Origin of the sequence: Shimia ponticola (assembly GCF_007995215.1) — a bacterium.
Taxonomy (GTDB): domain Bacteria; phylum Pseudomonadota; class Alphaproteobacteria; order Rhodobacterales; family Rhodobacteraceae; genus Shimia_B; species Shimia_B ponticola.
Window position 1 is genome coordinate 578,818 of the sequence record NZ_VCDK01000003.1, and the last position, 22,332, is coordinate 601,149.

The following is a 22,332-nucleotide window of genomic DNA, read 5'->3' on the forward strand; positions in this document are numbered from 1 at the left end:
CTCTCCCTGTGATTTGCATCAAAGGGCGTCCTTCGGGACGCCCTTTTTCGTGGGTCTCGGAACCATGCCCCTTGCTTTCCCGCGATTGCAAAACAGGCTGAGAGTTCTTGGTCTCTGACCTAATCGGTGATGGCTGCGCTCTCTGTTCGAGTTGGAAGACGACGCGGGTCAAACCGGCGCTCCGGCTTCCAGAACTTTGCGCCACTCCAGAATATCATAGGATAGCCGCAGGCCCGTGGGCCAAAACGGATCAGCGTGCACCAAAGCTTCAACCTCGTCACGCGTCTGCGCCTCGACAATCCACATCCCGCCAAAGCGCGATGTGTCACCGAAAAACAAAGTCCCCGCGTCGCGGACCCGGTCTGCGTTTTCCTTGAGAAACGCCAAATGCTCCGGAAAGACTTCGGTCCGTACGCTCTTATCGGTGGCCGGGTTCTCTTGGAACAAAACAGCGAAAGTCGTTGTCATCTTGCCCTCGAACAGGCCTGGGTTAGCACGATGCCGAGCGTAGCAACTGGATTGGTTTTGGGCGAGCCTCGCCTACCTGCCCGCCAAAGAAATCGGCGATTCCTTTTCTACCAAACGCAGGCTTGCCCGTCCGATGGCCCCTTATGACGCCATGACCGCGGATCGACTTAATCGAGCAACACCGTTCATATTGTGTCGCGGCCAGAAACAATAAGGCCCTTAAGTCATTCCATGGAATGGCTTTTTTGGAATTATCTTTACTCGTGGTTAACGCCCCGGCAGGCTCTTCACCTATTCGTGAAGCCATTTGGTGGGAGCTGCCCCATGCACCTGATCTCAAACACCGGAAGCGGGTCAAACCCAAAGTTCACACGGCGCGCCATCCTGCGCAGCCTTGCGGCCTCGGCCGCCTCTGCTGCTGTCTTGCCGGCGGGTTTGTCGATTGTCGGGTCGCCCGCCACGGCGCAGGCCAGCCGTTCTTACATTGCCGGTGTTGTCAGCCGGGGCAACATGACCTCGGTCTGGCAATGGACGGATGCCATGCTTCAGACCGTGCGCGACCGGGCTATAGCCCCGCCGCCTGCGACACGACTTTTGGCAACCGGACACATGGCAGGCTTTCTTGCACGTGCGGCGCTTGAACCCGGGCGCTACGCCCAAGGCTACCGTCTGGCCGAAGCTCCTGCTGGTGCGGATCCAGATGTCGCATACGGCGCCGCGGTTGCGACTGCGATCCGCAATGTGACCGGGGTCGATACACGCGGTGCCTTGAACCAGTTTCTGAGCGCCTATCCAGACGGCGAAGCTAAAGGCCGAGGCGTCACATGGGGCGAATACGCGGCACGCGCGTTGACCCATGCGCGCCGTGACGACGGGTACAAATACCGCGAAAGCGCCGTTTTTGAGCCCCGCAAAGATGAACTGGCGTGGCAACCCACAGGCCCCCATTTCGGCGCGCCCAACGGACCAAAGTTCCGCCAATACGCGGACGCATTGTTGCCCGGTTGGGGATATCTTACACCATGGTCCATGGGTGACATCACCACGATGCGACCAAGCCAATTCCCATCCGCCTCAAGCCGCGAATTCGCACGGCAATTGGACAAGATCAAAGCCCTGGGCAGCCATAACTCAACCATCCGCACCGACGATCAGTCCGAGGTTGCGTTCTTCTGGGAAGACGGTCCACGCGGTGTCACACCCCCCGGTCACTGGCAGATTATCGCAATGCAAGTCCTGCAAAACCGCGGTATGGACGGTCTGGAACAAGCCCGCGCCATGGCGCTTTTGTCGATGGCACAAGCCGATGCGGCCATCGCAACGTGGGACTGCAAATTCGAACAGGACATCCTGCGTCCGGAAACGGCCATTCGCGTCGGCGTGCCAGGCGGGTTGCACGACCACATGATCGACCGCAATTGGATGACGTTGATCCCGACGCCGAACTTCCCGGCCTACACATCTGGGCATTCCACGTTCTCGGCAACATCAGCGCAAATGCTTAAACGCATTATCGGCACCGACCGTGTTCGCTTCTCCGGGCAGGCCCCCGACCTGATCAACTGGCCAACTCAGCTCACCGGGGTCACGCGGTCATGGACATCTCTCAGTCAGGCTGCCGCCGAAGGGGGCCATTCCCGCGAATATGGCGGCATCCATTGGGAGGCTGACGACACCGAAGGTCAGGCAGCCGGTCGGCAGGTGGCAGACCACGTGTTCCGCCGGATGCTGCGTCGCACATAAGGGCGGCTCGGCAGAAAAAGGCTTCTCTGCAGCACCGCTCAGCTGTTCGATTGACGCATCAAAGCGCTCCGCGCAGTGTTCCCACATGCGTTTGGTTCTGATTGTCTTGCTTGCCCTCGCCACCCCATTGGCTGCTCAGACCCGGTCCGAGGTGACGCAAGGGTTCGGGATTTGGCTGAACGAAACAGTCTGGCCCGAGGCCCGCCGCGCCGGAATCACTCGCGCGACGTGGAATAGCTACGTCTCGGGCCTCACGCCGGACTATGAGATACCGGAATTGGTCATGCCCGGCCAATCCGCGCCAACACACCAATCCCAGGCCGAATTTCGCAGCCCGGAACGCTATTTCAATCAGTCCAACCTCTCGGCAGCCACGCGCGCGGGTCGCAGTCTCGCGCAAAAGCATGCCAACACTCTGACCCGCATCGAACGTCAAACCGGCGTGCCGGGTCACTTTCTCCTCGCCGTATGGTCGCGCGAAAGCGCCTACGGCCGGGCCGCCCTGCCCCATGACGCCCTGCGCACGTTAGCGACCAAAGGTTATCTCAGCCGCCGCCCCGACTACTTCACCGCTGAATTCATCGCCGCGCTGGACCTGATCCAACGCGGCGTCCCGCGTGAGCGGATGCGCAGTTCCTGGGCGGGCGCTTTGGGCCAGCCGCAGTTCATGCCGTCCTCTGTCCGCCGCTTCGCGCGCGACGGGGATGGCAATGGCACCGCAGACATTTGGGGATCCGAGGCAGACACGCTGGCCTCGATCGCGAACTACCTCAAGCAAAGTGGATGGGTGAAAGGCCGTGATTGGGGGTTCGAGGTGACCTTGCCCTCCTCAGTCCGCTGCACACTCGCCGGTCCCGATCAGGCACGTTCGATCAGGGATTGGGAGGCCTTGGGTATCACACGGGTTTCGGGCCGCCCATTTCCCTCAAACGAGCGCAATCAATCCGCCTCTCTTTTGCTACCTGCAGGCACCAGCGGCCCGGCCTTCCTCGTCACGCCCAACTTTTTTGTCTTTAAAGAATACAACGAGAGCGACCTTTACGCCCTTTATGTCGGTCACCTGGGCGATAAAATCGCCTTCAACGTCGGTCCGTTCTCGGGCCGTTGGGCCGCCCCTCCCCGGTTGACCCGTGGCCAGATCGTCGATTTACAACGACGCCTCGTGAACGCGGGCTATGACGTGGGCGGGATAGACGGCCTTGTCGGCTTCAAAACCCGGCGCGCCATCGGCCGTGCCCAAGAAGCACAAGGGCAACAACCTACATGTTGGCCAGGGTAAAGATGCATCGAAGAGCGCAGCCCCGGATCAAGCCCAAGACTGCAGTTCGCTTATCACGCTCGTTCTCTTCAAAACCCATGTATGGATCGAAAACACCACTGCCCGGCTCTTGGGCAGCCTCACCATACACTGCTTTTCCGTCCGAAAGTGCAGCGCCGCCCTATCCGGTTTGGACCGTGGTTCGACGGAAGACCTTGGCTGAGACAGGGTCGGGTCTTGATACCAAAGCTGATTATACCGCCACAAAGGCCGCCCGACCTTCACACCGTCAAAGAGCCGTTGCACCCGACGCGCAGTATCGGATGTGTATTCACTGACCGGATCATGGATCGCCGTCAGTGGCCGCCCGATCTTCTCTTCCCACGCTTCCGAACCCCGTAACTCAGCCCAGAATCGACCTTTTGGGTCGCAATTATCCCTGACAGCACAGCCCACTGCAGCCCAATCATGGAATATCAAGGGAGGGCACACCATGAATCAGCATTTCCGTGACACGCGCAAAATCGATCCGAACCGGGGAGCGCTCTTGGGCGACAACACCCCGAATGACAACGACAGGATCGAAATTGGCCCTACGCAGCTTGCGTTTGAGGAATGGGCCGAGGCTGGATTGGAGCTTCCCGATTTGCAGGCGATGCGCGCCTTCCGCCTGAAACGCCTGACCGACAAGATCGTCGAGCGCGGCTATGGCGGGGTGCTTATGTTCGACCCTCTCAACATCCGCTACGCGACCGACAGCACCAACATGCAGTTGTGGAACACCCACAACCCGTTCCGGGCCTGCCTTGTCTGTGCCGACGGTTACATGGTGATGTGGGATTACAAAAACTCGCCCTTCCTGTCGGAATTCAACCCGCTGGTCCGTGAACAACGCAGCGGCGCGTCGATGTTCTACTTCGCCAATGGCGACAAAACCGAACACGCCGCCAATGAATTCGTGCCAGAGGTCATCGACCTTTTGCGTGAGCATTCCGGCGGCAACATGCGTCTGGCCGTGGATAAGATCATGGTCGCCGGATACCGCGCGTTCACAGCACGCGGGGTCGAGGTGATGGAAGGTGAAGAGGTTACCGAACACGCCCGCGCCGTCAAAGGCCCTGACGAGATCAAAGCCATGCGCTGCGCCTCCCATGCCTGCGAAGTCTCGGTCCGCGCGATGGAGGATTTCGCGCGCGCGAACATGGGCGACGGCAAAACCTCCGAGGATGACATCTGGGCGGTTCTCCACGCCGAGAACATCAAACGCGGTGGCGAATGGATCGAAACCCGGCTGTTGGCAACCGGCCCCCGGACAAACCCATGGTTTCAAGAATGTGGCCCACGCATTCCGCAGCGCAACGAGATCCTTGCGTTTGATACCGATCTGATCGGCAGCTATGGCATCTGCATCGACATCAGCCGCACATGGTGGGTGGGCGATATGACGCCGCGTCAGGATATGATCGACGCCTACCGATTTGCCGTCGAACATGTCGAAACCAACAAGTCGATGATCAAACCCGGCCTCAATATCGAAGACTGGATCATGCAAAGCCACCGGCTGCCTGACAAATATCAGGCGCGCAAATACTCATGCCTCGCCCATGGCGTCGGGCTTTGCGATGAATGGCCCCTTGTCGCCTACCCCGACAAAATGGTTCCCGGTGCGTTTGACCACGACCTCGAACCCGGAATGACGCTTTGTGTCGAGGCCCTGATCGGCGAAGAAGACGGCGATTTCTGCATCAAGCTTGAGGATCAGGTGCTGGTGACTGAGGACGGATTTGAAAATCTGACCTTTTATCCGCACGACGCCCGACTGATGGGGAATTCATAGCGGCGTCCATCTATTGTCCTCGGAATTGGATCAAAGCCCTGACGAAAGTCTATTCATTGCATAGCTCTTGTTGCGCGCGAGAATGGCGCCTGCGCCAAAGCCAATCAGGGGTGCCTCAAGGCCAAGCCAGTTGGCTGGGCATAGACCGTGTATGAACAGCCCCTAAACCGCAGTCCCCGCTGCGCTAAGAAACTCACTCTCGATCGAACCGCCGTTCGTCGTTGTTCCAGCGGATGCCCTTTGGGAAGTTTCGCCGCCGGAATGCGTCGTCCAGGCCCAGCGTGCGTACGCGACGCGAGAACGTTCGCAGCGGGATCGCGAACCGGTCGCCGAACCCGTCGACCAGGACCCATTGCGGCGCGGAGGTTTTTCCATGGCGTCCGATATGGCGTTGACCATAGACAAAATTGTTGGGGTTCGCATCGCCGACACACACGCTGACGTCGTAAAGCCGTCGAACAAAGGCATTGAAGCTGTTTAGCAAGTCGTCCGTCAATTGCCCGCGTTTGACCAAACGCGCCAGCGTCGGCGCATTTTGCCCATCTTGGTCGGTCACCCGTTCGGTCAGGCAGCCAAGGCCCAGATTGGTCTGGGTGAACCCGTATAGGTGCGACACCGGACTTTCGAAATCCGCGTCAAAGATATGGGCGAAATGCAGGCGGGTGTATTCAGAATACTGCTTGATCAGGGGACGATATCGGGCGCTTGGAAAATAGCGCTGCGTGATATGGCCAAACGACCAGCCCGGAAACTCGTGCGCGTGCCGTAAGCGGATTACCTTAATCAGCCGATCGTCGCGGTCAGGATGCACATAAACCGTCCGCTCACCGCCTTGCGCGACCACATCCTCTGGGCGCAACTGGATCATCGCCTCACGTGCTGCGTTGTGTTGGGTCGACTGAAATGCCGTGTCGCTCATGACCTTTTCACCTGCCTTGGCGGATCGCTGTGTTCGGGCTTCGTGAAATATGACAGTTTAGCGACAAATACCAATAGGCAGGCTTAAACGCTGACACCGAAACCTTGTGCGCGGCCCCTTGGTCACAGACGCCGCAGGACGAACAATTTCGTCAAACTTTCCAGAATTGGTCCCGATTTGAGCACAATTCACGGCGACAACGGCGTCATTGTTTCACCGCTGTGTGGAGTCATCCATGGCACAGATGCCAAGATCACATGATGTCGTGAATGCCGCCCCTCCGGGCGGCCAAAATGCGTTGTCCTCCCCGGTGATCCCTCACATCCCAGACCTCATCGACGTGCCTTCAGATGGGCAAAGCGATACGCTCGGAGCCTTGACAGCTCAGATGCAATCGCTGATCGACGGTGGCCACTATGCAAACGCGGACTTCATGTATCTTGCCGAGGATCGCGTGGTTATGGCCTTCGAAGATCGCAGCGTCGCGCCGCCCCAAGGGGCCAAGGCGGCCTATTCCATGGTTGTTGTCGACGAAAACCTGACCGTCATCAAAGATAAGTCCTTCGCCATCGATGAAATTGATCCCGTTTCGGGCATAGAACTGCAGTTCTCGGAAACCGGTCAGGTCGGTGTCCACATCAGCTTTGTCGCGGACGCCCCACCTCAGGATGACGTCCATGACGTTGAAGGCCTGACCAAACATCACATGGCCGGAACCGGGCGCAGCGAACAATTCCGCGCCGATGACGTCGACACCGTCATGCATGGCTTTGGCGGAGACGACCGTCTGCGCGGCGGGAATGGCGACGACGAAATGCACGGCGGTCGCGGCGACGACAACATGCGCGGCGCGGGCGGTGACGATTATCTCGATGGTGACGGCGGAGATGATTTTCTGCGCGGTGGCGACGGCCAAGATACGCTGCGCGGCGGTGCGGGCGACGACACACTCTATGGCCAAGACGGCGATGATACATTGTTTGGCGGCCACGGCGCCGACATGCTCTCAGGCGGCGCAGGCAACGATATGCTGAACGCCGGTAAAGGCGACGACCTGTTGGAAGGTTGGCACGGTGATGACAGCCTATATGGCAAACACGGCGACGATGTTCTCCGCGGTGACAAAGGCAACGACCTGCTCCACGGCGGACGCGGCAACGATGTTCTTGATGGCGGAAAAGACGCCGACACGCTGATCGGTGGGCGCGGCGACGATACGCTGACAGGCGGCAAGCATAGCGATCTGTTTCAATTCGGCGGCCGCTTTGGTCACGACACGATCACCGATTTCACACAAGGCGAAGACCAGTTGTCGTTCGCAGGGTTTGATGGCGACCTGTCCAGCCTGATGATCACGCAAGAAGACGATCACACCCGCATCGGCTGGGGCAAAGGATCTGTTTTGCTTGAGAACACAGACGCAGACGAAATCGATGTAGAGGATTTCGTCTTTTAGGGGTCTGCGGCCTGCAACACCGCTCACACCTCTGTTCCCCGGCTGTAACACCCCTTTCGTCGCTGCGCACTTGGCCCCATCCTAGGACGACGCCGCCGCAGACCCTGCGATTGGCTCGGACCAAAGGAGCTGCCACAATGCCGACAGAACGGATCACATTTTCAGGTCATGACGGCTCGACACTTGCGGCTCGACTGGACCTGCCGGACGGTCCTCATCTTGGCACAGCGCTCTTTGCGCATTGCTTCACCTGTTCAAAGGATATCCCCGCCGCGCGGCGCATTGCGTCCCGGCTCGCGGCCTCGGGCATAGCTGTGCTGCGGTTCGACTTCACCGGTCTTGGCCACTCTGAAGGAGAGTTTGCAAACACCACCTTCACCTCAAACGTGGCTGATCTGCGCGCCGCGTGCGCCTATCTGGATCAACGCGGCATGTCCCCAGGGCTTCTGATCGGACATTCGCTGGGCGGTGCAGCAGTGCTCAAAGCCTCCGAGGGTATGGATAGCGTCCGCGCCGTCGTGACCATCGGCGCACCGTTTGATCCCGAACATGTCACTCATAACTTCGGACAGTCGCTGGACGATATCGCCCGTGACGGGCGCGCTTTGGTCAATCTGGGCGGACGCCCATTCACCATCACGCGGGACTTTGTCGAAGACGTCAAAGCCGAAAACCTCGCCGAACCGATCCGCAACCTCGGCGGTGCGCTCTTGGTCATGCACGCCCCACGGGACGCCACTGTTGGGATCGAAAATGCGGAGGCGATCTTTAAGGCAGCCAAACACCCCAAGAGCTTTGTCACACTGGATAATGCAGACCACCTGATGACCGACGGCAACGACGCCGAATATGCCGCCGAGGTCATCGCCGCATGGTCGAACCGCTACCTGAAACTGCCCAAGCTCGCCGCCCCGATCGGCGCGCCTGAAGGTGTTGTGCGCGTTGCCGAGGCGGACAAAAACGGGTTCCTGCAGGACGTGACCCATGGTCCTACGCATCATGCGTTGGCGGACGAACCCATCGCCTATGGCGGCACCAATCAGGGCATGTCACCTTACGGCTTTCTGTCGGCAGGATTGGGTGCCTGCACATCCATGACTATCCGGATGTATGCCCGGCGTAAGGGCTGGCCGCTCGAGCATGTCTATGTCGACGTGACCCATGACAAGGTTCACGGGCAGGATGCCGAGCCGGGTGCCGCACAGAAGGTCGATCAATTCGTACGCCACATCTTCCTGGCAGGCCCTCTTACGGCCGACCAGCGTTCGAAACTGCTCGACATCGCAGATCGCTGCCCTGTCCATCGCACGCTTGAAGGGGGTGCCAGCGTCAAAACCAAGCTGGTGGATGAGGCCAGCAAAGACGTCGCCTGAACTCACCCAGAATTGCCAAACAAAAAGGGCGTCCGAACCGGACGCCCTTTCGAAAATCGCTTTTGCTTCGCTTAGCCGCGAGCGTTGCCCACCAGCTTCCAGACTGCGGGAACCAGCAGAGCAGCAAGAACCAGCTTGATCGCGTCGCCAACGAGGAACGGCGTCAGGCCCCATTGCAGGATCGGCTGGTCCCAGCCGTAAAGTTGACCCAGCCAAACCAGACCGGGGATGTAGATCAGCGCGTTACCGATCAGCATCGCCAAAGCCATTTTGCCCATCGAGCGGTCCCAGCCCTGACGCGCGAAATAGCCCAGCGCCAGCGTCGCAAGGACATAGCCCACGAGATAGCCGCCCGTGCCGCCAAGCATGTATTCGATGCCGAACTTCTCAGCCGACGAGCCGGCAAAGACGTCATAGCCCAGCGCGCCAACAATCATGTAACCCATGATCGTCGTAAGGCCCAGACGCGGGCCGTAGGCCGCGCCGATTGTCAGCACCGCGAATGTGCCCATGGTGATCGGAACGGGCCACATCGGCACTTTGATCTTTGCAAAGATGGCCAGCGCAGCAATGCCCACAATCACAAGCACGGCTTGTTTCAGCAGCTTCGCGGCACCTTCAGTCGGGCCAAAGGTTTCGGTCAGAACCTTGTCATAGGTTGCGGTCGTCATGGGCGTCCCTTCCATATCCGTTTTTTCGGGCATACCGCCCTTTATGCTGCACCTGCAAGGGCCTTGGCCCATGATAGCGCTTACATACCGACGAATGGGGCGTAACGCGTGATCATGGAATAGTCCTTTCGTGGCCCTGTCACGCGCCACGTAGCCGACCAGTCAGGGAAAGCACGCAGATCATAGCTCACGCGATATGTATCGGGATCACACCAATGATCTGCAACCATGTCGTCAAACCGCAAGCGGTGAAACGCGCGCCCGTCGTCAAAACGGATATCAAATCCGCCTTCAACCGGGTGCCAAAGGTATGTGCGCGTCGCCTCAAAGGATTGCCCCCCCATGCTGAGGGTTCCAATCTCCTCATAGACCCAATCGGCCCCAATGCTGGCGGTCCCGGCAAACTGCGCCTCTGATCCGTCAGCATGACTAATCACACGCGCAATGCGCCATCTCCGTTGAAAATCAGCGTGTCTCATTCGGCCTGCACGCGCCCTACCGTGATATGCCCTCGGTCGGAGATAAACCGAAGCACGGTGCCGTCGCTATCCATATCATAGCAATCCCAACCGGCATTCGGCGGCCATTCGCTGCAATACTGGTCGCCTTGCACCCGCCAGGATCCCCAACTCTCTTGGCCCGCGTCATACAGCGTCCGCCCAGAGGCATAGAACGTCTGCACTGCGCCGCCATCGTAAACCAAGGTGACATCATCCAAAGCGGCAGTAATCTCTGCCCCACTCAATGGCTCAAACTGCTGCGCGCCTACGGGCGCAGCCGCCAATACCAATGCAATCCCGGCACAATGCGCAACAGCCCTCAGCCTGAACAAGCTACATTGGCCCATCAGGCGCATCGCGCCAGAGCCCGCCATCCCAGACACCGCCTGTGTGGCCCAACCCCTTGGATCATCCATGCGTCAGTCCTGCGCGTTGTTCTTCCCTGACGCAAAGTCTAAGAGGCCCGCAACAGTAAGCCCACCCAAAAAGGCCGTGACATGATCCCTCGCTACTCTCGCCCCGATATGGTCGCCATCTGGAGCCCAGAGACCAAGTTCCGCATCTGGTACGAGATTGAGGCCCATGCCTGTGACGCGATGGCAAAACTCGGCGTAATCCCACAGGAAAATGCGGATGCGGTGTGGAAAGCCAAGGATGTCGAATTCGACGTCGCACGGATCGACGAGATCGAAGCCGTCACCAAGCATGACGTGATCGCGTTTCTGACCCATCTGGCCGAACATGTCGGCAGCGAAGAGGCGCGGTTCGTGCATCAGGGCATGACGTCCTCTGACGTGCTCGATACCTGCTTCAACATCCAGCTGGTCCGCGCGTCCGACATCCTGATCAGGGATATCGAAGGTCTGCTTGCCGCGCTCAAGAAGCGCGCCTACGAGCACAAGAACACCATCCGCATCGGTCGCAGCCACGGCATCCACGCTGAACCCACAACGATGGGCCTGACCTTTGCACGCTTCTACGCCGAAATGGACCGCAACCTGTCGCGGATGCGCGACGCGCGTGCCGAGATTGCCACCGGCGCTATCTCTGGCGCAGTCGGCACCTTTGCCAATATCGACCCGGCCGTCGAAGAACATGTCTGCGATCAGCTCGGCCTCGTCCCAGAGCCGATCAGCACACAGGTCATTCCGCGCGACCGCCACGCGGCGTTCTTTGCGACGCTGGGTGTCATCGCGTCCTCCATCGAAAACATCGCGGTTGAGATCCGCCACATGCAACGCACCGAGGTATTGGAGGCCGCCGAGTTCTTCTCAATGGGCCAAAAAGGCTCAAGCGCGATGCCGCACAAGAAGAACCCGGTCCTGACCGAAAACCTGACCGGCCTCGCCCGCCTTGTGCGCATGGCGGTGGTGCCTGCGATGGAAAACGTGGCGCTCTGGCACGAACGCGACATTTCGCATTCCTCGGTTGAGCGGAATATCGGCCCCGACAGCACGATCACTCTGGACTTCGCCCTGTCGCGCCTCACCGGCGTCATCGACAAGCTGCTCGTCTACCCTGAAAACATGTTGGAAAACATGAACAAGTTTCCGGGCCTCGTGATGTCGCAACGTGTGCTACTGGCCCTCACCCAAGCAGGTGTGAGCCGCGAGGATGCCTACCGCCTCGTCCAGCGCAACGCGCTCAAAGTCTGGGACACCCGTTCCGACTTCCGCGAAGAGCTGCTGGCGGACGAAGAGGTCCGCGCAGCACTGAGCGAGGAAGAGATCAACGAGAAATTCGACTTGGGCTACCACACCAAACACGTCGACACGATCTTTGCCCGGGTCTTCGGCGACGACTAGGTACAAATTGGGGCCTGCCGTCAGGCAGGCCAGAAGTCTAGCAATCTGACGTCAAATCCATTGAATCAACGGATCCTGGTGACTACGGTTTCTTCATTCAGCAGAAAACGGATTGATTATGACCAGTGTTTCCCCGGACTTCGATGCCTTTGAAAACGACCTCGTCGCGCTTGGAGTGTTTGGAACAGAACCGAAAAAATCCGACCGACAAATCCTGTTTATCGACAGCGTCATCCACCACTCTTCGGGCTTCGTGGAACGGACAGGCGCAAAGCCGGGTTCCGGAAACTACCTTCGGATCTCGGGCCGACCATCCCCCAGCAGCGATGTCGAAAGCGCCGTTGTCTATTTCGTACCGCCTGACCAGATCCGCGCGCCACGGTATCAACCCACGTTGAAACGCATCGACCTTTGGTTGAATGCGGACACGATGGCCATGACACTTGCGCAACTAACACATTCACAAAGATATCTGTTTGTCGGCACGTGGCCCAATGGTCATGTGTATGGCGACATCCACACTGTGCCCTAATCCATCGGAAACATCCTGACGCTTGCACCGCCGTCCAGCGTGAGGATTTGCCCTGTCATGTAGCTGCTGGCCTCTGACGCAAGGAACACGCAGACGCCGGACATCTCGTCCGGGCGGCCCCAGCGTTTCAGCGGGATGGTCCTGTTGATCATCGCGGCCCACTTGGGGTCGTCCCCCAGTGGCAGGTTGACCTCGGTTGCGATCGGTCCGGGCGACACGCCGTTGACCGTGATGCCGTCCTTGCCCAGTTCGACAGCCAGTGACCGCACAAGCCCGGCCAGTCCTGCCTTCGTGCTCGGATAACCCGCATCGCCCGGCATCGCCATGTCCTGCGCCAGTGACGTCATCATCACGATCCGCCCCCATCCGGCGGCCTGCATATGCGGCGCCACACAGCGCGCCAGATGATAGGGCGCAATCAGGTTCGCTGCGACCAGACGCGCATAGCTATCTGTATCCAACTCTGCCAGGGGCCGCCTGTCACGCGCGGCGGCGATGCAGAACAGACCGTCGATCCGACCGAATCGGGCGATCAGCGTGTCGACAGACGACGCCACAGCGGCATGGTCGGTCACATCAAACTGCACCGGCACACTGCCGGGTACACGCGCGGCCAGCGCCTCCAGACGCGCCGCGTCTCGGCCGTGCAGGACAACGCGCGCCCCATGCGCGGCAAGCGCCAAGGCAACCTCGGACCCGATCCCGCCGGTTGCGCCGGTGACAAGGATCACCCGCCCCGCCAAATCAAACAAACCCTGCACCACGTGTTCCGCCTTTCCTTCCTGCCTTAGCATCCCGATCCGGTGCGGCACTGCCAAGGCTGAAATAACGTATACGTTGTTGCATTCATTGATCAGTTGTCAGATTGTACGCCCATGAATTAAGAGGAGCGGCAGCATGAAAATCGCGGTGATCAAAGGCGACGGGATCGGTGTGGACGTGACCGACGCGGCGCTGGCCTGTGTCGATGCCGCAATTGCCGCCACCGGGGCCCCGGCCCTTACCTATGACCCCGTGAACGCAGGCGCAGGCTACTTCGCTGAAACCGGCCAAGACATTGAACCGGGCGGCGAAGACCGCTGTGCAGGTGCTGATGCGATCTTCCTCGGGGCCATTGGCCTGCCCAGCATCCGCCACGCAGACGGCACAGAAATCTCCCCCCACCTGCGCCTGCGCGATCGATTTGGTCTCTATGCAGGTGTCCGCCCGGTGAAAGCCTATCCCAACGCGCCCCAACGCCTTGCCGACCCGCGCGCTGCCGGGATCGACATGATCATCCTGCGTGAAAGCACCGAGGGTCTGTTCTACTCCGCCGCCGCCCACGGGCGCAGCGACATCCGCGAGGATGAAGTCCGCGACACCCTCCGCATCACCCGCGCGACGACTGAAAAACTACACCGCTTCGGCTTCCGCCTCGCCCAACGCCGCAAGTCCCGCGGCAAACAAGGCAAACTCACATGCGTGGACAAGGCCAACGTCTTTGCCTCCATGGCCTTCTTCCGCAGCATCTATGACCAAATCGCGGCTGAATTTCCGGACATCCAGACCGACTACGCCTATGTCGACGCGCAGGCCCTGAACCTGATCCGCCAGCCATGGGATTATGACGTCATGGTCATGGAAAACATGTTCGGCGATATCCTGTCTGACCTCGCCGGGGGCCTCGTCGGCGGCATGGGCATGGCCGCCTGCGCCGAAATCGGCGATGACCACGGCCTCTTCCAACCCGCCCACGGCAGCGCCCCCGACATCATGGGCCAGGACAAAGCCAACCCCCTCGCCGCCATCCTCAGCGGCGCACTGATGCTGGAGTATCTAGCTGAGAAGTCAGGGGATGAGCGGTATGCTGATGCGGCAGGCCGCATCGAAGCCGCCGTTGACGCAGGCTTCGCCGCCAACGCGCTCAGGCCGATGGAGTTCGGCGGCGATATGGGGACGAAGGCGGTCACGGAGGGCGTGTTGGAAAGGGTTTGATGGCAGACGATTTCGAACGCTCTTGCGCATCGCAGCGCATGGCTGGTTGATACCCAAAGTGCATGATGCTGCGCCGATCAAGAAAGCCTGCTATCCTTATTTTATTGAATAAAAAGGAGCATTCGTAGATGGCCGATCCCTTTCAGAACGTAGATTCAGCAGGCGAAGAATTCATTGCAGCATTCGCCGACTCGATGGACGCCCGACAATCAGACCCACAGATGGAGAGCATCGTTGCGAGCTATCTCTCGAAGTTAGAATTCGCGGAAGGAAGCGTCACCGTCGAGGTCGGAGCGGGTGCTGGGGCCGTGACACGTCGGATCGCGGCTCATGCCAAACCTGAACAAGTCCTAGGCTTTGAACCATCCTCCGGCTTTGTCAAAGTGGCAAGGGATCGAGCGAAACAGTATGCCAACATCACCTTTGAAGTGGCGGACGGAACTGATCTACCACTTGATGACGGCTCGGTTTGCAACCTCATTTTGCATACCGTTCTGACCCATGTCGTGGACCCCGCCCCGCTCTTGCAAGAGGCGCGGCGTGTTTTGAAATCTGACGGCAACCTTGTTGTTTGCGATGCGGACTTTTCAAAAGCCAGCTTGAGCAATAGCGCGAACGACCCTCTCGACTCTTGCGCACGCGCCTTCGTCAACGAGTTTGTAACTGACCCTCACATCGTGGCCAAAATGCGCTCTTTGATGATGGCTGCAGATTTCGAGGTGACCGATTTTGATGTGCAGAGCCGAACGATTGCTGACAACGATCAAATGCTACCGTGGGTCGAAGAACCGGCAAAGCGGATGCTTGAGAGGGGCGAGATCGGCCAGGAATTATTTTCCGGTCTGGTAGCTGAATACAAGCGCCGGGCATTAGCCGGAACACTGTATGGGTATCAGGTTTTTGCCACTGCCATCGGCAAGCCAGCTTAGAACGCCTTTGGGCCCGTTTGCTTGCGTGGCCTCCGCTTTCCATATGAGACAGGGGACAATGTGCTGGGACGATTGAAGGGTTGCTCGGCCCCAAACTGCCGCCCCCTTCACACCCTCGTGATCCCCATCTCCCCACTTTTCTTGAACCGCCTTCACTCTACCTTCGACCAAGACGCACGAAACCCATTCAGTTTATCAAGGAATATCCAATGCTTCGTACGCTTCTTGTCCCCGCCCTTTTGCTGCCCACGCTCGCCTTTGCGGCGGGTGGCGGGTCTTCGACGCCGCCAACGTCGACCAACACCACCAAAGTGTGTGAACAGGGTTACGTCTACGACGACAACACCCGCTCTTGCTTGGCGCCGCAGGAAAGCAGCCTGACCGATGACAACCGCTATGACGCGGTGCGTGAGCTCGCCTATGCGGGCCGTTACGGTGACGCGCAGATCGTGCTGTCCGCCATGGATCAGGCCGATGACCGCACGTTGACATACTGGGGCTTCACCCATCGCAAGATGGGCAACACAGACCTCGCCATGGTCTATTACAACGACGCCATCACGACGAACCCCGACAACATCCTCGCACGGTCCTACATGGGTCAGGCGCACGCGATTGCGGGTGACAAGGACCTCGCCATGGCGCAGCTCGTTGAAATCAAGGCGCGCGGCGGACGCGAGACCTGGGCCGAGAAATCGCTTGAATGGGCGATTGAGCGCGGTGTGGGCTACTCCTACTGATTGCATGACGTTGCGGGCCGCACGATGTGGCCCGCAGCCCCCACATTGCACCCGGGCTGTCAAAGCCCTAGATCACCGGCGCAAGGACGCCGATGAAACAAGACCCAATTCCCTTTGACGCTGGCCACTGGGCCGAGAATGCCGCGCTGGTCACGGCGATCAGCGTTTTGCGCCTGCTACCCTACCGCGCGCGCCTGAATGCGATGAGCTGGATCGCTCGTCGCATCCTTGGCCCGCTTGCTGGCTACTCATCCCGAGCGATGGAAAACCTTGCGCGCATCTATCCAGACCTTCCCGCGTCCGAACACCGCCGCATCACAGATGGCGCACTCGACAGCTTTGGTCGCTCGGTCATCGAAAACTACAGCCCTGAATTTCGTGACACCATCGCGCGACACACGCTCGAGGGTGATGGCGTCGCCCCAGCGCTCGAAGCGCTTGAAAACGGTCAAGCGATCATTTTTTCCTCGGGCCACTACTCAAACCACGAGGCCACGCGCACCGCGCTGGATCAGGCGGGGTTCGACGTCGCGGCCTTCTTCCGCCCGATGAAAAACGCCTATGTCGACCGGCATTACCGCGAGACACTGGCCAAGGTCTCTGGCCCGCTCATCCCGCAAGGCAAGGCCGGCAATGTCGCGCTTGCCCGCCACCTGAAAAAGGGTGGTCAGGTGTTTCTTCTGCACGATGTGCACCTCGATAAGGGACATGACTTCACCTTCCTCGGGCACCCGGTGAAGCAAACGTTTTCTCCCGCAGAACTAGCCCTGCGTTACAACGCGTTGCTTGTTCCCTATTTCGGCACCCGCAAACCCGATGGCATCAGCTTCAAGCTCGAACTCGAAGCCCCGATCCCCCATGGCGCGCCGGAAGACATGATGCGCGATCTGGTCGGCCGCCTTGAACGCCGGATCGAACAGGACCCGACCCAATGGCACTGGATCCACCGGCGTTGGAAACAAAAGAGAAAAAAGAAGAAAAAGGCTTGATCAGGTATGCGGCACCAGCTTGGTCCGCGCCATGACGGCGGCAAGGCTCATTCCCGCAATGATGTGCCACATCCCCCAAAACGCGGCGACCACGGCCATGCCGCCCAGCCCGTCAAAAAAGCCAAAGATCAGAACCAATCCGAGGCCAGAGTTCTGAATGCCCGTCTCGATCGTGATGGCGCGTCGGTCAAAGGCTGACAAACCCATCATGCTGGCCAAGGTATAACCCGCCCCCAGAGCCATCGCGTTGTGCAGCAAAACCAACGCCGCCACCGCAGAGGCATATTGCAGGAACAGGGCCCAGTTTGATGCCAGCGCCAGCACAACGAACGTGATGAAAATCCCCATCGACAGGTATTGCAGCGGCCCTCGCAATCGTTCGGCAATCGCGTGTTGTTTGGTGTTCAGGTAAATCCCCAAGACAAGCGGCAGCACCAGCATGCAGCCCACGGTGATCGCAACGGAAACCGGATCAATCGATGTCGCGCGAAGAATTTCGCGGGTCGGGCCGTAAAGGCTGCCCCAGAACGCGATATTGAGCGGCGTCAGAAATATTGCCAGAACCGTCGCGCAGGCGGTCATCGACACCGATAGCGCTGAATTTCCGCCCGCCCGATGCGTGATGAAGTTCGAGATGTTGCCGCCGGGACAGGCCGCGACCAGCATGAGGCCAAGGGCAATCGACGGCTTGGGCTGTGTGGCAAGCACCAATCCAAAGGTCAGTGCGGGCAGCAGCACAAACTGCGAAAAGAGCCCGGTCAGCAAGGTCTTAGGAGACTTCGCCAAACGCTGAAAGTCGCTGGTGCGCAACTCCAACGCGATCGAAAACATGACAATGCCAAGAATGGCATTCAGCACCATCATGCTGGCTGGCGAAAAATTCAGGACCACAGCGTCGATCTCTGCCAATTTCGTATCGCCCATGAATTTATCCTCCCGGACCACTCCCCTCGGCCTTATTTCTGATGCAACGTGCGACCTGCCGTGATGTCAATGATTGCATGTTCGGCCAGACAAAGAGACCTTCGCGGCAGAATCAGCCCAAGGATGCGACCCATTCTCAGCCAATCCCCCACAGACCCCATGGAGGTCCTACTGCGCGCACGTTTGCGCATCCCCACAGGGGCGGACCTTCGGATCAGGTCTTTGCTGGCCTTGCTTGAGGCCATTGACAGCGTCAGCCGCCTGACCACGGGACGCGCGTTCTTTGCCATCCGCGAAAGCCGCAAGATGCTGGTCACGCTGGATGGCAAGACGGGGATTGATCTTGTCAGCGCTCTTTTGGGGATGGAAGGCGGCACAAAGGTGACCGCCCGTGGGTTGGAGCATGTGCCGAAAACCGGGCCAGTCGTCATCGGTGCCACGCATCCGATTGGAACCTTTGATTTTATCGCGCACGCCGCTGCATTGCTTGACCATCGCCCTGACATAAAGGTCGTTGCCGGGCGAGAATCCGAACGTTTTCTGGGCTCCGACCTGATGATCCCCGTCGATCTGGACCGCAAGGACAAGGTCCTTACAGCCCGGAACACATTGCAGGGAATGCGGGAACATCTGCATACCGGTGGGGCGCTGATTGTTTTTGGGTCCGGCCGCGTCCCCAAGATGAAACGCGGGCTTCTGGTCGAGCCACCGTGGCGGACTGGCATCACCCGGATCTCAGCTGAATGCAGCGCGCCCATCGTTCCAGCGTCAACGGCAATGCGCAATTCCATGCACTATTACCGGACACGGCAAATCGCGGCGTTGCTGGCCGGAGGAAATGACGACTTCGGGCGTCGTGTGGCGTCCCTGCGGTACCCGTCAGAGCTGTTTGCAAAACTCGGCGGCACCTACGATGTGCACTACGGTCCGGTCCAAGAGAGCGGGACCGAGCCGCAAAAGCTCAAGTCGCTCGCCGAGTCCCTTGTGCCGGGGCTGTACGAGACCGCGTAGAGAGTGCGGGAGGGAGATCAGCCATTTCCGCAACTCCCGGCGGTGAAGGCATAAATCCCACAATGATGGTCAAATCGCGAACGTTCTGAACGATTACGCAAATTTTGTCGAATAAAATTCTAAAATCCATCCTTCCTGCGCCTAACTATCGTGAGATCTCCAATCTCAGCTCGGTATACTGAGAACAGGACTCATACTCAGGGGAGGCAAACATGCGTGTTGGAGTTCCCACAGAAATCAAGGATCACGAATACCGCGTCGGACTGACACCGGAAAGCGCCGGAGAGGTGGTTCGCCACGGTCATGAAGTCATGGTTCAAAGCGGCGCTGGTCTGGGGATCGGGGCCACTGACGACGATTACAGAGCGGTCGGAGCCCAGATCGTCGATACCTCGGACCAGGTGTTTTCCAAGGCCGAGATGGTGGTCAAGGTCAAGGAACCACTGGCATCGGAACGCGCCCTGCTTCGCGATGATCAGATCCTGTTCACTTACTTGCATCTAGCACCGGACCCAGATCAGACGCGCGACCTGTTGGCGTCTGGGGCGATCTGTATTGCCTATGAAACCGTCACCGATGCCACGGGTGGATTACCGCTTCTCAAACCCATGAGTCAGGTAGCCGGGCGCATGTCGATTCAGGCGGCGGCGCATTGCCTGGAAAAAGCACAATCGGGGCGTGGTGTCCTGATGGGGGGCGTGCCCGGAGTGCTGCCTGCGCGGGTCACGGTGATCGGCGGCGGTGTTGTGGGCTTCAATGCCGCACAGATGGCCGTCGGCATGGGCGCGGACGTCACCATTCTGGACAGAAGCCCCAGAGCGCTCGAAGCTTTGTCGCGCCATTTTGGCGTTCAGGCCAAAACGCCGTTTTCCAACGCGACCACTATTCAGGACTGCGTCAGCACATCAGACGTCGTGATCGGCGCGGTGCTTATTCCAGGCGCTGCAGCCCCGCGTTTGGTGACACGCGATATGCTCGGCACGATGAAGCGGGGTGCTGTGCTGGTCGATGTAGCGATTGACCAAGGCGGTTGTTTTGAGACTTCAAAGCCGACAACCCACTCTGACCCGACCTTTGTGGTTGATGATGTGGTGCATTACTGCGTGGCTAACATGCCGGGGGCTGTGGCACGGACCTCTACCTACGCGCTGAACAATGTCACCCTGCCCCATGTGCTTTCGATCGCCGACAAAGGCTGGCGCGCAGCGCTCGGTGACGATGCCAATCTTGCCGACGGCCTCAATGTCTGGAACGGTCAGGTCACGAACGCAGCGGTGGCAGAAAGCCTGAACCTGGACTTCGTTCCGATCACCACGGCGCTACACAGTTAGGAATATGAAAAGACCACGTGCCGACGTCCGGTTCGTGGTCTCTTACTAGATGACATGTCGACGGGCCCAAATCACGGGCCAGTCAGGTCTCTGTCCTTACTCGACCTTGGCTGCTGCCATGATCGCGCCGGGGCCCTGCCGTTGGACGATGATCACCGCTGGCTCACCATTTGGAATGTCAGCCGTCAGCGTCAGAGGAGATTTCCCGTTCCATGCATCAAGTGCCGTCCATGACGTCACAACATTGGCATATGTCAGCGTCTTGCCTGCGTTCTCACCGCGTTTGATATCGACCGTCGCTGATGGGTTGTACGTCACAAGCTGAACCACCATCGCCTCGGTCGCACCCGGCACAGCCCCAATCATGACGGTCGCTTTGTCGCCATCGCGCGTTGCGGTGAGATCAACGGAGGCTTCTTTCATCATATGCTCGGTCAGCTTGGCCGCCACTTGTTCAGGCCGCGTCCCGACGACGTGATCCACACCGCCAATGACCATCTGCGGCGTGTAGACGGTGCGCGAGCCCGCTACACGCGCATACGCCTTTTGGCGCTCGGTATAGGCCGGGCTGGCAAACTCGTCCTTCCAGCCGATGTAATCCCAATAGTCGACATGAAGTGCCAACGCGATCACATCGTCCTGCTTCGCCAATTCATGCAGAAACGCATCCGCAGGCGGACAGCTTGAACAGCCCTGGCTCGTGTACAACTCCACCACGGTGGTCGTCTGAGCCTGAACGGATGCCGCCATGGACATCACAGCAAAAAAAGCTGTCGCGATAAGCTTGCGCATGAATGGTGTTCCTCTCTCTACGCACCCTGACCTAGTGGACACCCAACTCAAAGACCAATCAAGGATATGCGAGGAGCTGTCACACCTCGCATGACCGTGACCCGCAAGCCGCAAGTTCAGGCTGCGAATTTTGAGAATTGTTGCGTGCTCATGCAGTTTTCGCAGGCATCATGCGGGCGGTTGGCCTGATCCGCGCAAAGCCTGCCGCTGACGGCATCAAGGTCGCGCACTGACAGCAACTGGTCGGTCCGGATTCCAAAGTGGTCCTCGACAAAGGCGCACGGTGCCACGCGGCACGCTTCGTCTATGAACAGAAAGTCGCGCGCGACCTGACAGGATGTGATCGGCAATTGCCCATCCTCAGCAGATTGCAGGATGCGATCCACGTAGGGATCTCCGCCAAGGATCGCGACACCCCGCTTGTGCATCCGCTGGCGCAACGCTGGCAAAGCGGCCCGCAGCCGCGCCGCATCCTGAGGGCGCAAGCGGTGTGCTGGAAAGAATTCCGGACGATCACGCCCACCCAACTGATTGAAGGTGATCGTCCGCACCCCCCAACCCGCCAGTGTCTCGCACAGCGTTTCAAACTGATCCACAGTCTGGCGCATCAGAACAACATTGGCCCTCACCATCAGATCAGGGGCCGCATTGACCAGTTCGGGCACCCAGCGGGCCAGTTTGGCAAATCCGCCGGGCCAGCCGCGCAACTCTTCGTGCCGGGTGCCGATGGCGTCCACGCTGATCGTGATTTCGTCAAACCGTTCGGCCAAGGTGGCCCGCATCCTTCGTGAGCCCAAGGTGGTCCCATTGGTCGTAAGGCTTTGCCGCAGCCCGGCGTGCGCCGCACGCGCCGTCATGGTCTCAAAATCCTGCCACATCGTCGGCTCCCCGCCCAGCCAGCTCAGTACGACAGGACGCCCTGGCCGCCATTGCCCCAACAGGTCAATCATACGCGCCACCTCCTGCGTATCCACGACGGAACGGGGAAAGGCCAAACGCTTGTCATAGGCGCAAAACGGGCAAGCCAGATTGCAGGTATTCATCACGCGCCACAGCACGACGAACGGAGATTGGGTCATT

23 protein-coding genes are annotated in these 22,332 nt (G+C 59.3%); 13 read left to right on the plus strand and 10 right to left on the minus strand.

Annotated elements, in window-relative coordinates:
- Positions 1-168 precede the first annotated feature (168 nt).
- A complete protein-coding gene (locus FE702_RS06180; RefSeq protein WP_147125386.1) occupies positions 169-468 on the minus strand; it encodes a YciI family protein in 300 nt (99 codons plus the stop codon).
- A gap of 324 nt (positions 469-792) precedes the next feature.
- On the opposite strand from FE702_RS06180, the gene FE702_RS06185 reads away from it, so the two are divergent.
- Positions 793-2,211, plus strand: coding sequence for a vanadium-dependent haloperoxidase (locus FE702_RS06185; RefSeq protein WP_186826997.1), 1,419 nt, complete (start codon positions 793-795; stop codon positions 2,209-2,211).
- An 85-nt stretch (positions 2,212-2,296) separates the two neighbouring features.
- On the plus strand, positions 2,297-3,490 hold the full coding sequence (locus tag FE702_RS06190; protein WP_147125388.1) for a lytic murein transglycosylase: 1,194 nt from the start codon (positions 2,297-2,299) through the stop codon (positions 3,488-3,490).
- A 27-nt stretch (positions 3,491-3,517) separates the two neighbouring features.
- On the opposite strand, the gene FE702_RS06195 is transcribed toward FE702_RS06190, so the two are convergent.
- Entirely contained in the window at positions 3,518-3,964 is a 447-nt protein-coding gene (locus FE702_RS06195; protein WP_147125389.1) for a heme-dependent oxidative N-demethylase subunit alpha family protein, read from the minus strand.
- Here FE702_RS06195 and dddP point away from each other — a divergent pair.
- The gene (dddP, locus tag FE702_RS06200; RefSeq protein ID WP_147125390.1) at positions 3,963-5,306 is read left to right on the plus strand and encodes a dimethylsulfonioproprionate lyase DddP; all 1,344 of its coding nucleotides are present in this window, start codon (positions 3,963-3,965) and stop codon (positions 5,304-5,306) included. The genes FE702_RS06195 and dddP overlap by 2 nt on opposite strands.
- A 193-nt stretch (positions 5,307-5,499) precedes the next feature.
- On the opposite strand, the gene FE702_RS06205 is transcribed toward dddP, so the two are convergent.
- The gene (locus tag FE702_RS06205; protein WP_147125391.1) at positions 5,500-6,225 is read right to left on the minus strand and encodes a YrbL family protein; all 726 of its coding nucleotides are present in this window, start codon (positions 6,223-6,225) and stop codon (positions 5,500-5,502) included.
- Positions 6,226-6,460: 235 nt separating this feature from the next.
- Between FE702_RS06205 and FE702_RS18770 the strand changes: the two genes are divergently transcribed.
- Together FE702_RS18770 and FE702_RS06215 are read left to right on the plus strand one after the other, a co-directional pair.
- Positions 6,461-7,681, plus strand: a complete 1,221-nt coding sequence (locus FE702_RS18770) for a calcium-binding protein (RefSeq protein ID WP_222611790.1) — start codon at positions 6,461-6,463, stop codon at positions 7,679-7,681.
- A 137-nt stretch (positions 7,682-7,818) separates the two neighbouring features.
- Complete coding sequence (locus FE702_RS06215; RefSeq protein ID WP_147125392.1) at positions 7,819-9,054, plus strand: bifunctional alpha/beta hydrolase/OsmC family protein; 1,236 nt, start codon at positions 7,819-7,821, stop codon at positions 9,052-9,054.
- A 71-nt stretch (positions 9,055-9,125) separates the two neighbouring features.
- On the opposite strand, the gene FE702_RS06220 is transcribed toward FE702_RS06215, so the two are convergent.
- The 3 genes from FE702_RS06220 to FE702_RS06230 all read right to left on the minus strand — a co-directional run bounded on the left by FE702_RS06220 (position 9,126) and on the right by FE702_RS06230 (position 10,641).
- Positions 9,126-9,725 carry a biotin transporter BioY gene (locus tag FE702_RS06220; protein ID WP_255449598.1) on the minus strand — a complete coding sequence of 200 codons (600 nt, stop codon included), beginning with the start codon at positions 9,723-9,725 and terminating at the stop codon, positions 9,126-9,128.
- Positions 9,726-9,805: 80 nt separating this feature from the next.
- Positions 9,806-10,204, minus strand: a complete 399-nt coding sequence (locus tag FE702_RS06225) for a DUF6314 family protein (protein ID WP_147125393.1) — start codon at positions 10,202-10,204, stop codon at positions 9,806-9,808.
- On the minus strand, positions 10,201-10,641 hold the full coding sequence (locus FE702_RS06230) for a hypothetical protein (RefSeq protein WP_147125394.1): 441 nt from the start codon (positions 10,639-10,641) through the stop codon (positions 10,201-10,203). The genes FE702_RS06225 and FE702_RS06230 overlap by 4 nt, the downstream gene beginning before the upstream one ends.
- Before the next feature lie 81 nt (positions 10,642-10,722).
- On the opposite strand from FE702_RS06230, the gene purB reads away from it, so the two are divergent.
- Entirely contained in the window at positions 10,723-12,030 is a 1,308-nt protein-coding gene (gene purB / locus FE702_RS06235) for an adenylosuccinate lyase (RefSeq protein WP_147125395.1), read from the plus strand.
- Between the two features lie 118 nt (positions 12,031-12,148).
- A complete protein-coding gene (locus FE702_RS06240; protein ID WP_147125396.1) occupies positions 12,149-12,562 on the plus strand; it encodes a hypothetical protein in 414 nt (137 codons plus the stop codon).
- Here the strand turns inward: FE702_RS06240 and FE702_RS06245 are convergent.
- Positions 12,559-13,323: an SDR family NAD(P)-dependent oxidoreductase gene (locus FE702_RS06245; RefSeq protein ID WP_186826998.1), complete on the minus strand. Its 765-nt coding sequence runs from the start codon at positions 13,321-13,323 to the stop codon at positions 12,559-12,561. The two genes, FE702_RS06240 and FE702_RS06245, sit on opposite strands and share 4 nt — an antisense overlap.
- Positions 13,324-13,459: 136 nt before the next feature.
- Here FE702_RS06245 and FE702_RS06250 point away from each other — a divergent pair, with 136 nt between their 5' ends.
- The 4 genes from FE702_RS06250 to FE702_RS06265 all read left to right on the plus strand — a co-directional run bounded on the left by FE702_RS06250 (position 13,460) and on the right by FE702_RS06265 (position 17,194).
- Entirely contained in the window at positions 13,460-14,536 is a 1,077-nt protein-coding gene (locus tag FE702_RS06250; protein WP_147125398.1) for an isocitrate/isopropylmalate dehydrogenase family protein, read from the plus strand.
- Positions 14,537-14,664: 128 nt separating this feature from the next.
- Positions 14,665-15,465 (plus strand): class I SAM-dependent methyltransferase, encoded by an 801-nt coding sequence (locus FE702_RS06255; RefSeq protein WP_147125399.1) that lies wholly within the window; start codon positions 14,665-14,667, stop codon positions 15,463-15,465.
- A 209-nt stretch (positions 15,466-15,674) separates the two neighbouring features.
- Entirely contained in the window at positions 15,675-16,205 is a 531-nt protein-coding gene (locus FE702_RS06260) for a tetratricopeptide repeat protein (protein ID WP_147125400.1), read from the plus strand.
- A 92-nt stretch (positions 16,206-16,297) separates the two neighbouring features.
- Positions 16,298-17,194, plus strand: a complete 897-nt coding sequence (locus FE702_RS06265; RefSeq protein ID WP_147125401.1) for a lysophospholipid acyltransferase family protein — start codon at positions 16,298-16,300, stop codon at positions 17,192-17,194.
- Here the strand turns inward: FE702_RS06265 and FE702_RS06270 are convergent, their stop codons facing one another.
- Positions 17,195-18,118 (minus strand): bile acid:sodium symporter family protein, encoded by a 924-nt coding sequence (locus tag FE702_RS06270; protein WP_255449599.1) that lies wholly within the window; start codon positions 18,116-18,118, stop codon positions 17,195-17,197. It lies immediately after the preceding gene.
- A 159-nt stretch (positions 18,119-18,277) separates the two neighbouring features.
- Here FE702_RS06270 and FE702_RS06275 point away from each other — a divergent pair, with 159 nt between their 5' ends.
- Entirely contained in the window at positions 18,278-19,129 is an 852-nt protein-coding gene (locus FE702_RS06275) for a 1-acyl-sn-glycerol-3-phosphate acyltransferase (protein ID WP_186826999.1), read from the plus strand.
- A 212-nt stretch (positions 19,130-19,341) separates the two neighbouring features.
- On the plus strand, positions 19,342-20,460 hold the full coding sequence (ald, locus tag FE702_RS06280; RefSeq protein ID WP_147125403.1) for an alanine dehydrogenase: 1,119 nt from the start codon (positions 19,342-19,344) through the stop codon (positions 20,458-20,460).
- 96 nt (positions 20,461-20,556) lie between these two features.
- On the opposite strand, the gene FE702_RS06285 is transcribed toward ald, so the two are convergent.
- Entirely contained in the window at positions 20,557-21,252 is a 696-nt protein-coding gene (locus FE702_RS06285) for a DUF1223 domain-containing protein (RefSeq protein ID WP_147125404.1), read from the minus strand.
- A gap of 116 nt (positions 21,253-21,368) precedes the next feature.
- The gene (locus FE702_RS06290; protein ID WP_147125405.1) at positions 21,369-22,331 is read right to left on the minus strand and encodes a radical SAM protein; all 963 of its coding nucleotides are present in this window, start codon (positions 22,329-22,331) and stop codon (positions 21,369-21,371) included.
- Between the last annotated feature and the right edge of the window lies 1 nt (position 22,332).

Coding starts and splice junctions, on each gene's coding strand:
- FE702_RS06180 (WP_147125386.1), bottom strand. CDS start 468: ATGACAACGACTTTCGCTGTTTTGTTCCAAGAGAACCCGGCCACCGAT.
- FE702_RS06185 (WP_186826997.1), top strand. CDS start 793: ATGCACCTGATCTCAAACACCGGAAGCGGGTCAAACCCAAAGTTCACA.
- FE702_RS06190 (WP_147125388.1), top strand. CDS start 2,297: ATGCGTTTGGTTCTGATTGTCTTGCTTGCCCTCGCCACCCCATTGGCT.
- dddP (WP_147125390.1), top strand. CDS start 3,963: ATGAATCAGCATTTCCGTGACACGCGCAAAATCGATCCGAACCGGGGA.
- FE702_RS06195 (WP_147125389.1), bottom strand. CDS start 3,964: ATGGTGTGCCCTCCCTTGATATTCCATGATTGGGCTGCAGTGGGCTGT.
- FE702_RS06205 (WP_147125391.1), bottom strand. CDS start 6,225: ATGAGCGACACGGCATTTCAGTCGACCCAACACAACGCAGCACGTGAG.
- FE702_RS18770 (WP_222611790.1), top strand. CDS start 6,461: ATGGCACAGATGCCAAGATCACATGATGTCGTGAATGCCGCCCCTCCG.
- FE702_RS06215 (WP_147125392.1), top strand. CDS start 7,819: ATGCCGACAGAACGGATCACATTTTCAGGTCATGACGGCTCGACACTT.
- FE702_RS06220 (WP_255449598.1), bottom strand. CDS start 9,725: ATGACGACCGCAACCTATGACAAGGTTCTGACCGAAACCTTTGGCCCG.
- FE702_RS06225 (WP_147125393.1), bottom strand. CDS start 10,204: ATGAGACACGCTGATTTTCAACGGAGATGGCGCATTGCGCGTGTGATT.
- FE702_RS06230 (WP_147125394.1), bottom strand. CDS start 10,641: ATGGATGATCCAAGGGGTTGGGCCACACAGGCGGTGTCTGGGATGGCG.
- purB (WP_147125395.1), top strand. CDS start 10,723: ATGATCCCTCGCTACTCTCGCCCCGATATGGTCGCCATCTGGAGCCCA.
- FE702_RS06240 (WP_147125396.1), top strand. CDS start 12,149: ATGACCAGTGTTTCCCCGGACTTCGATGCCTTTGAAAACGACCTCGTC.
- FE702_RS06250 (WP_147125398.1), top strand. CDS start 13,460: ATGAAAATCGCGGTGATCAAAGGCGACGGGATCGGTGTGGACGTGACC.
- FE702_RS06255 (WP_147125399.1), top strand. CDS start 14,665: ATGGCCGATCCCTTTCAGAACGTAGATTCAGCAGGCGAAGAATTCATT.
- FE702_RS06260 (WP_147125400.1), top strand. CDS start 15,675: ATGCTTCGTACGCTTCTTGTCCCCGCCCTTTTGCTGCCCACGCTCGCC.
- FE702_RS06265 (WP_147125401.1), top strand. CDS start 16,298: ATGAAACAAGACCCAATTCCCTTTGACGCTGGCCACTGGGCCGAGAAT.
- FE702_RS06270 (WP_255449599.1), bottom strand. CDS start 18,118: ATGGGCGATACGAAATTGGCAGAGATCGACGCTGTGGTCCTGAATTTT.
- FE702_RS06275 (WP_186826999.1), top strand. CDS start 18,278: ATGGAGGTCCTACTGCGCGCACGTTTGCGCATCCCCACAGGGGCGGAC.
- ald (WP_147125403.1), top strand. CDS start 19,342: ATGCGTGTTGGAGTTCCCACAGAAATCAAGGATCACGAATACCGCGTC.
- FE702_RS06285 (WP_147125404.1), bottom strand. CDS start 21,252: ATGCGCAAGCTTATCGCGACAGCTTTTTTTGCTGTGATGTCCATGGCG.
- FE702_RS06290 (WP_147125405.1), bottom strand. CDS start 22,331: ATGACCCAATCTCCGTTCGTCGTGCTGTGGCGCGTGATGAATACCTGC.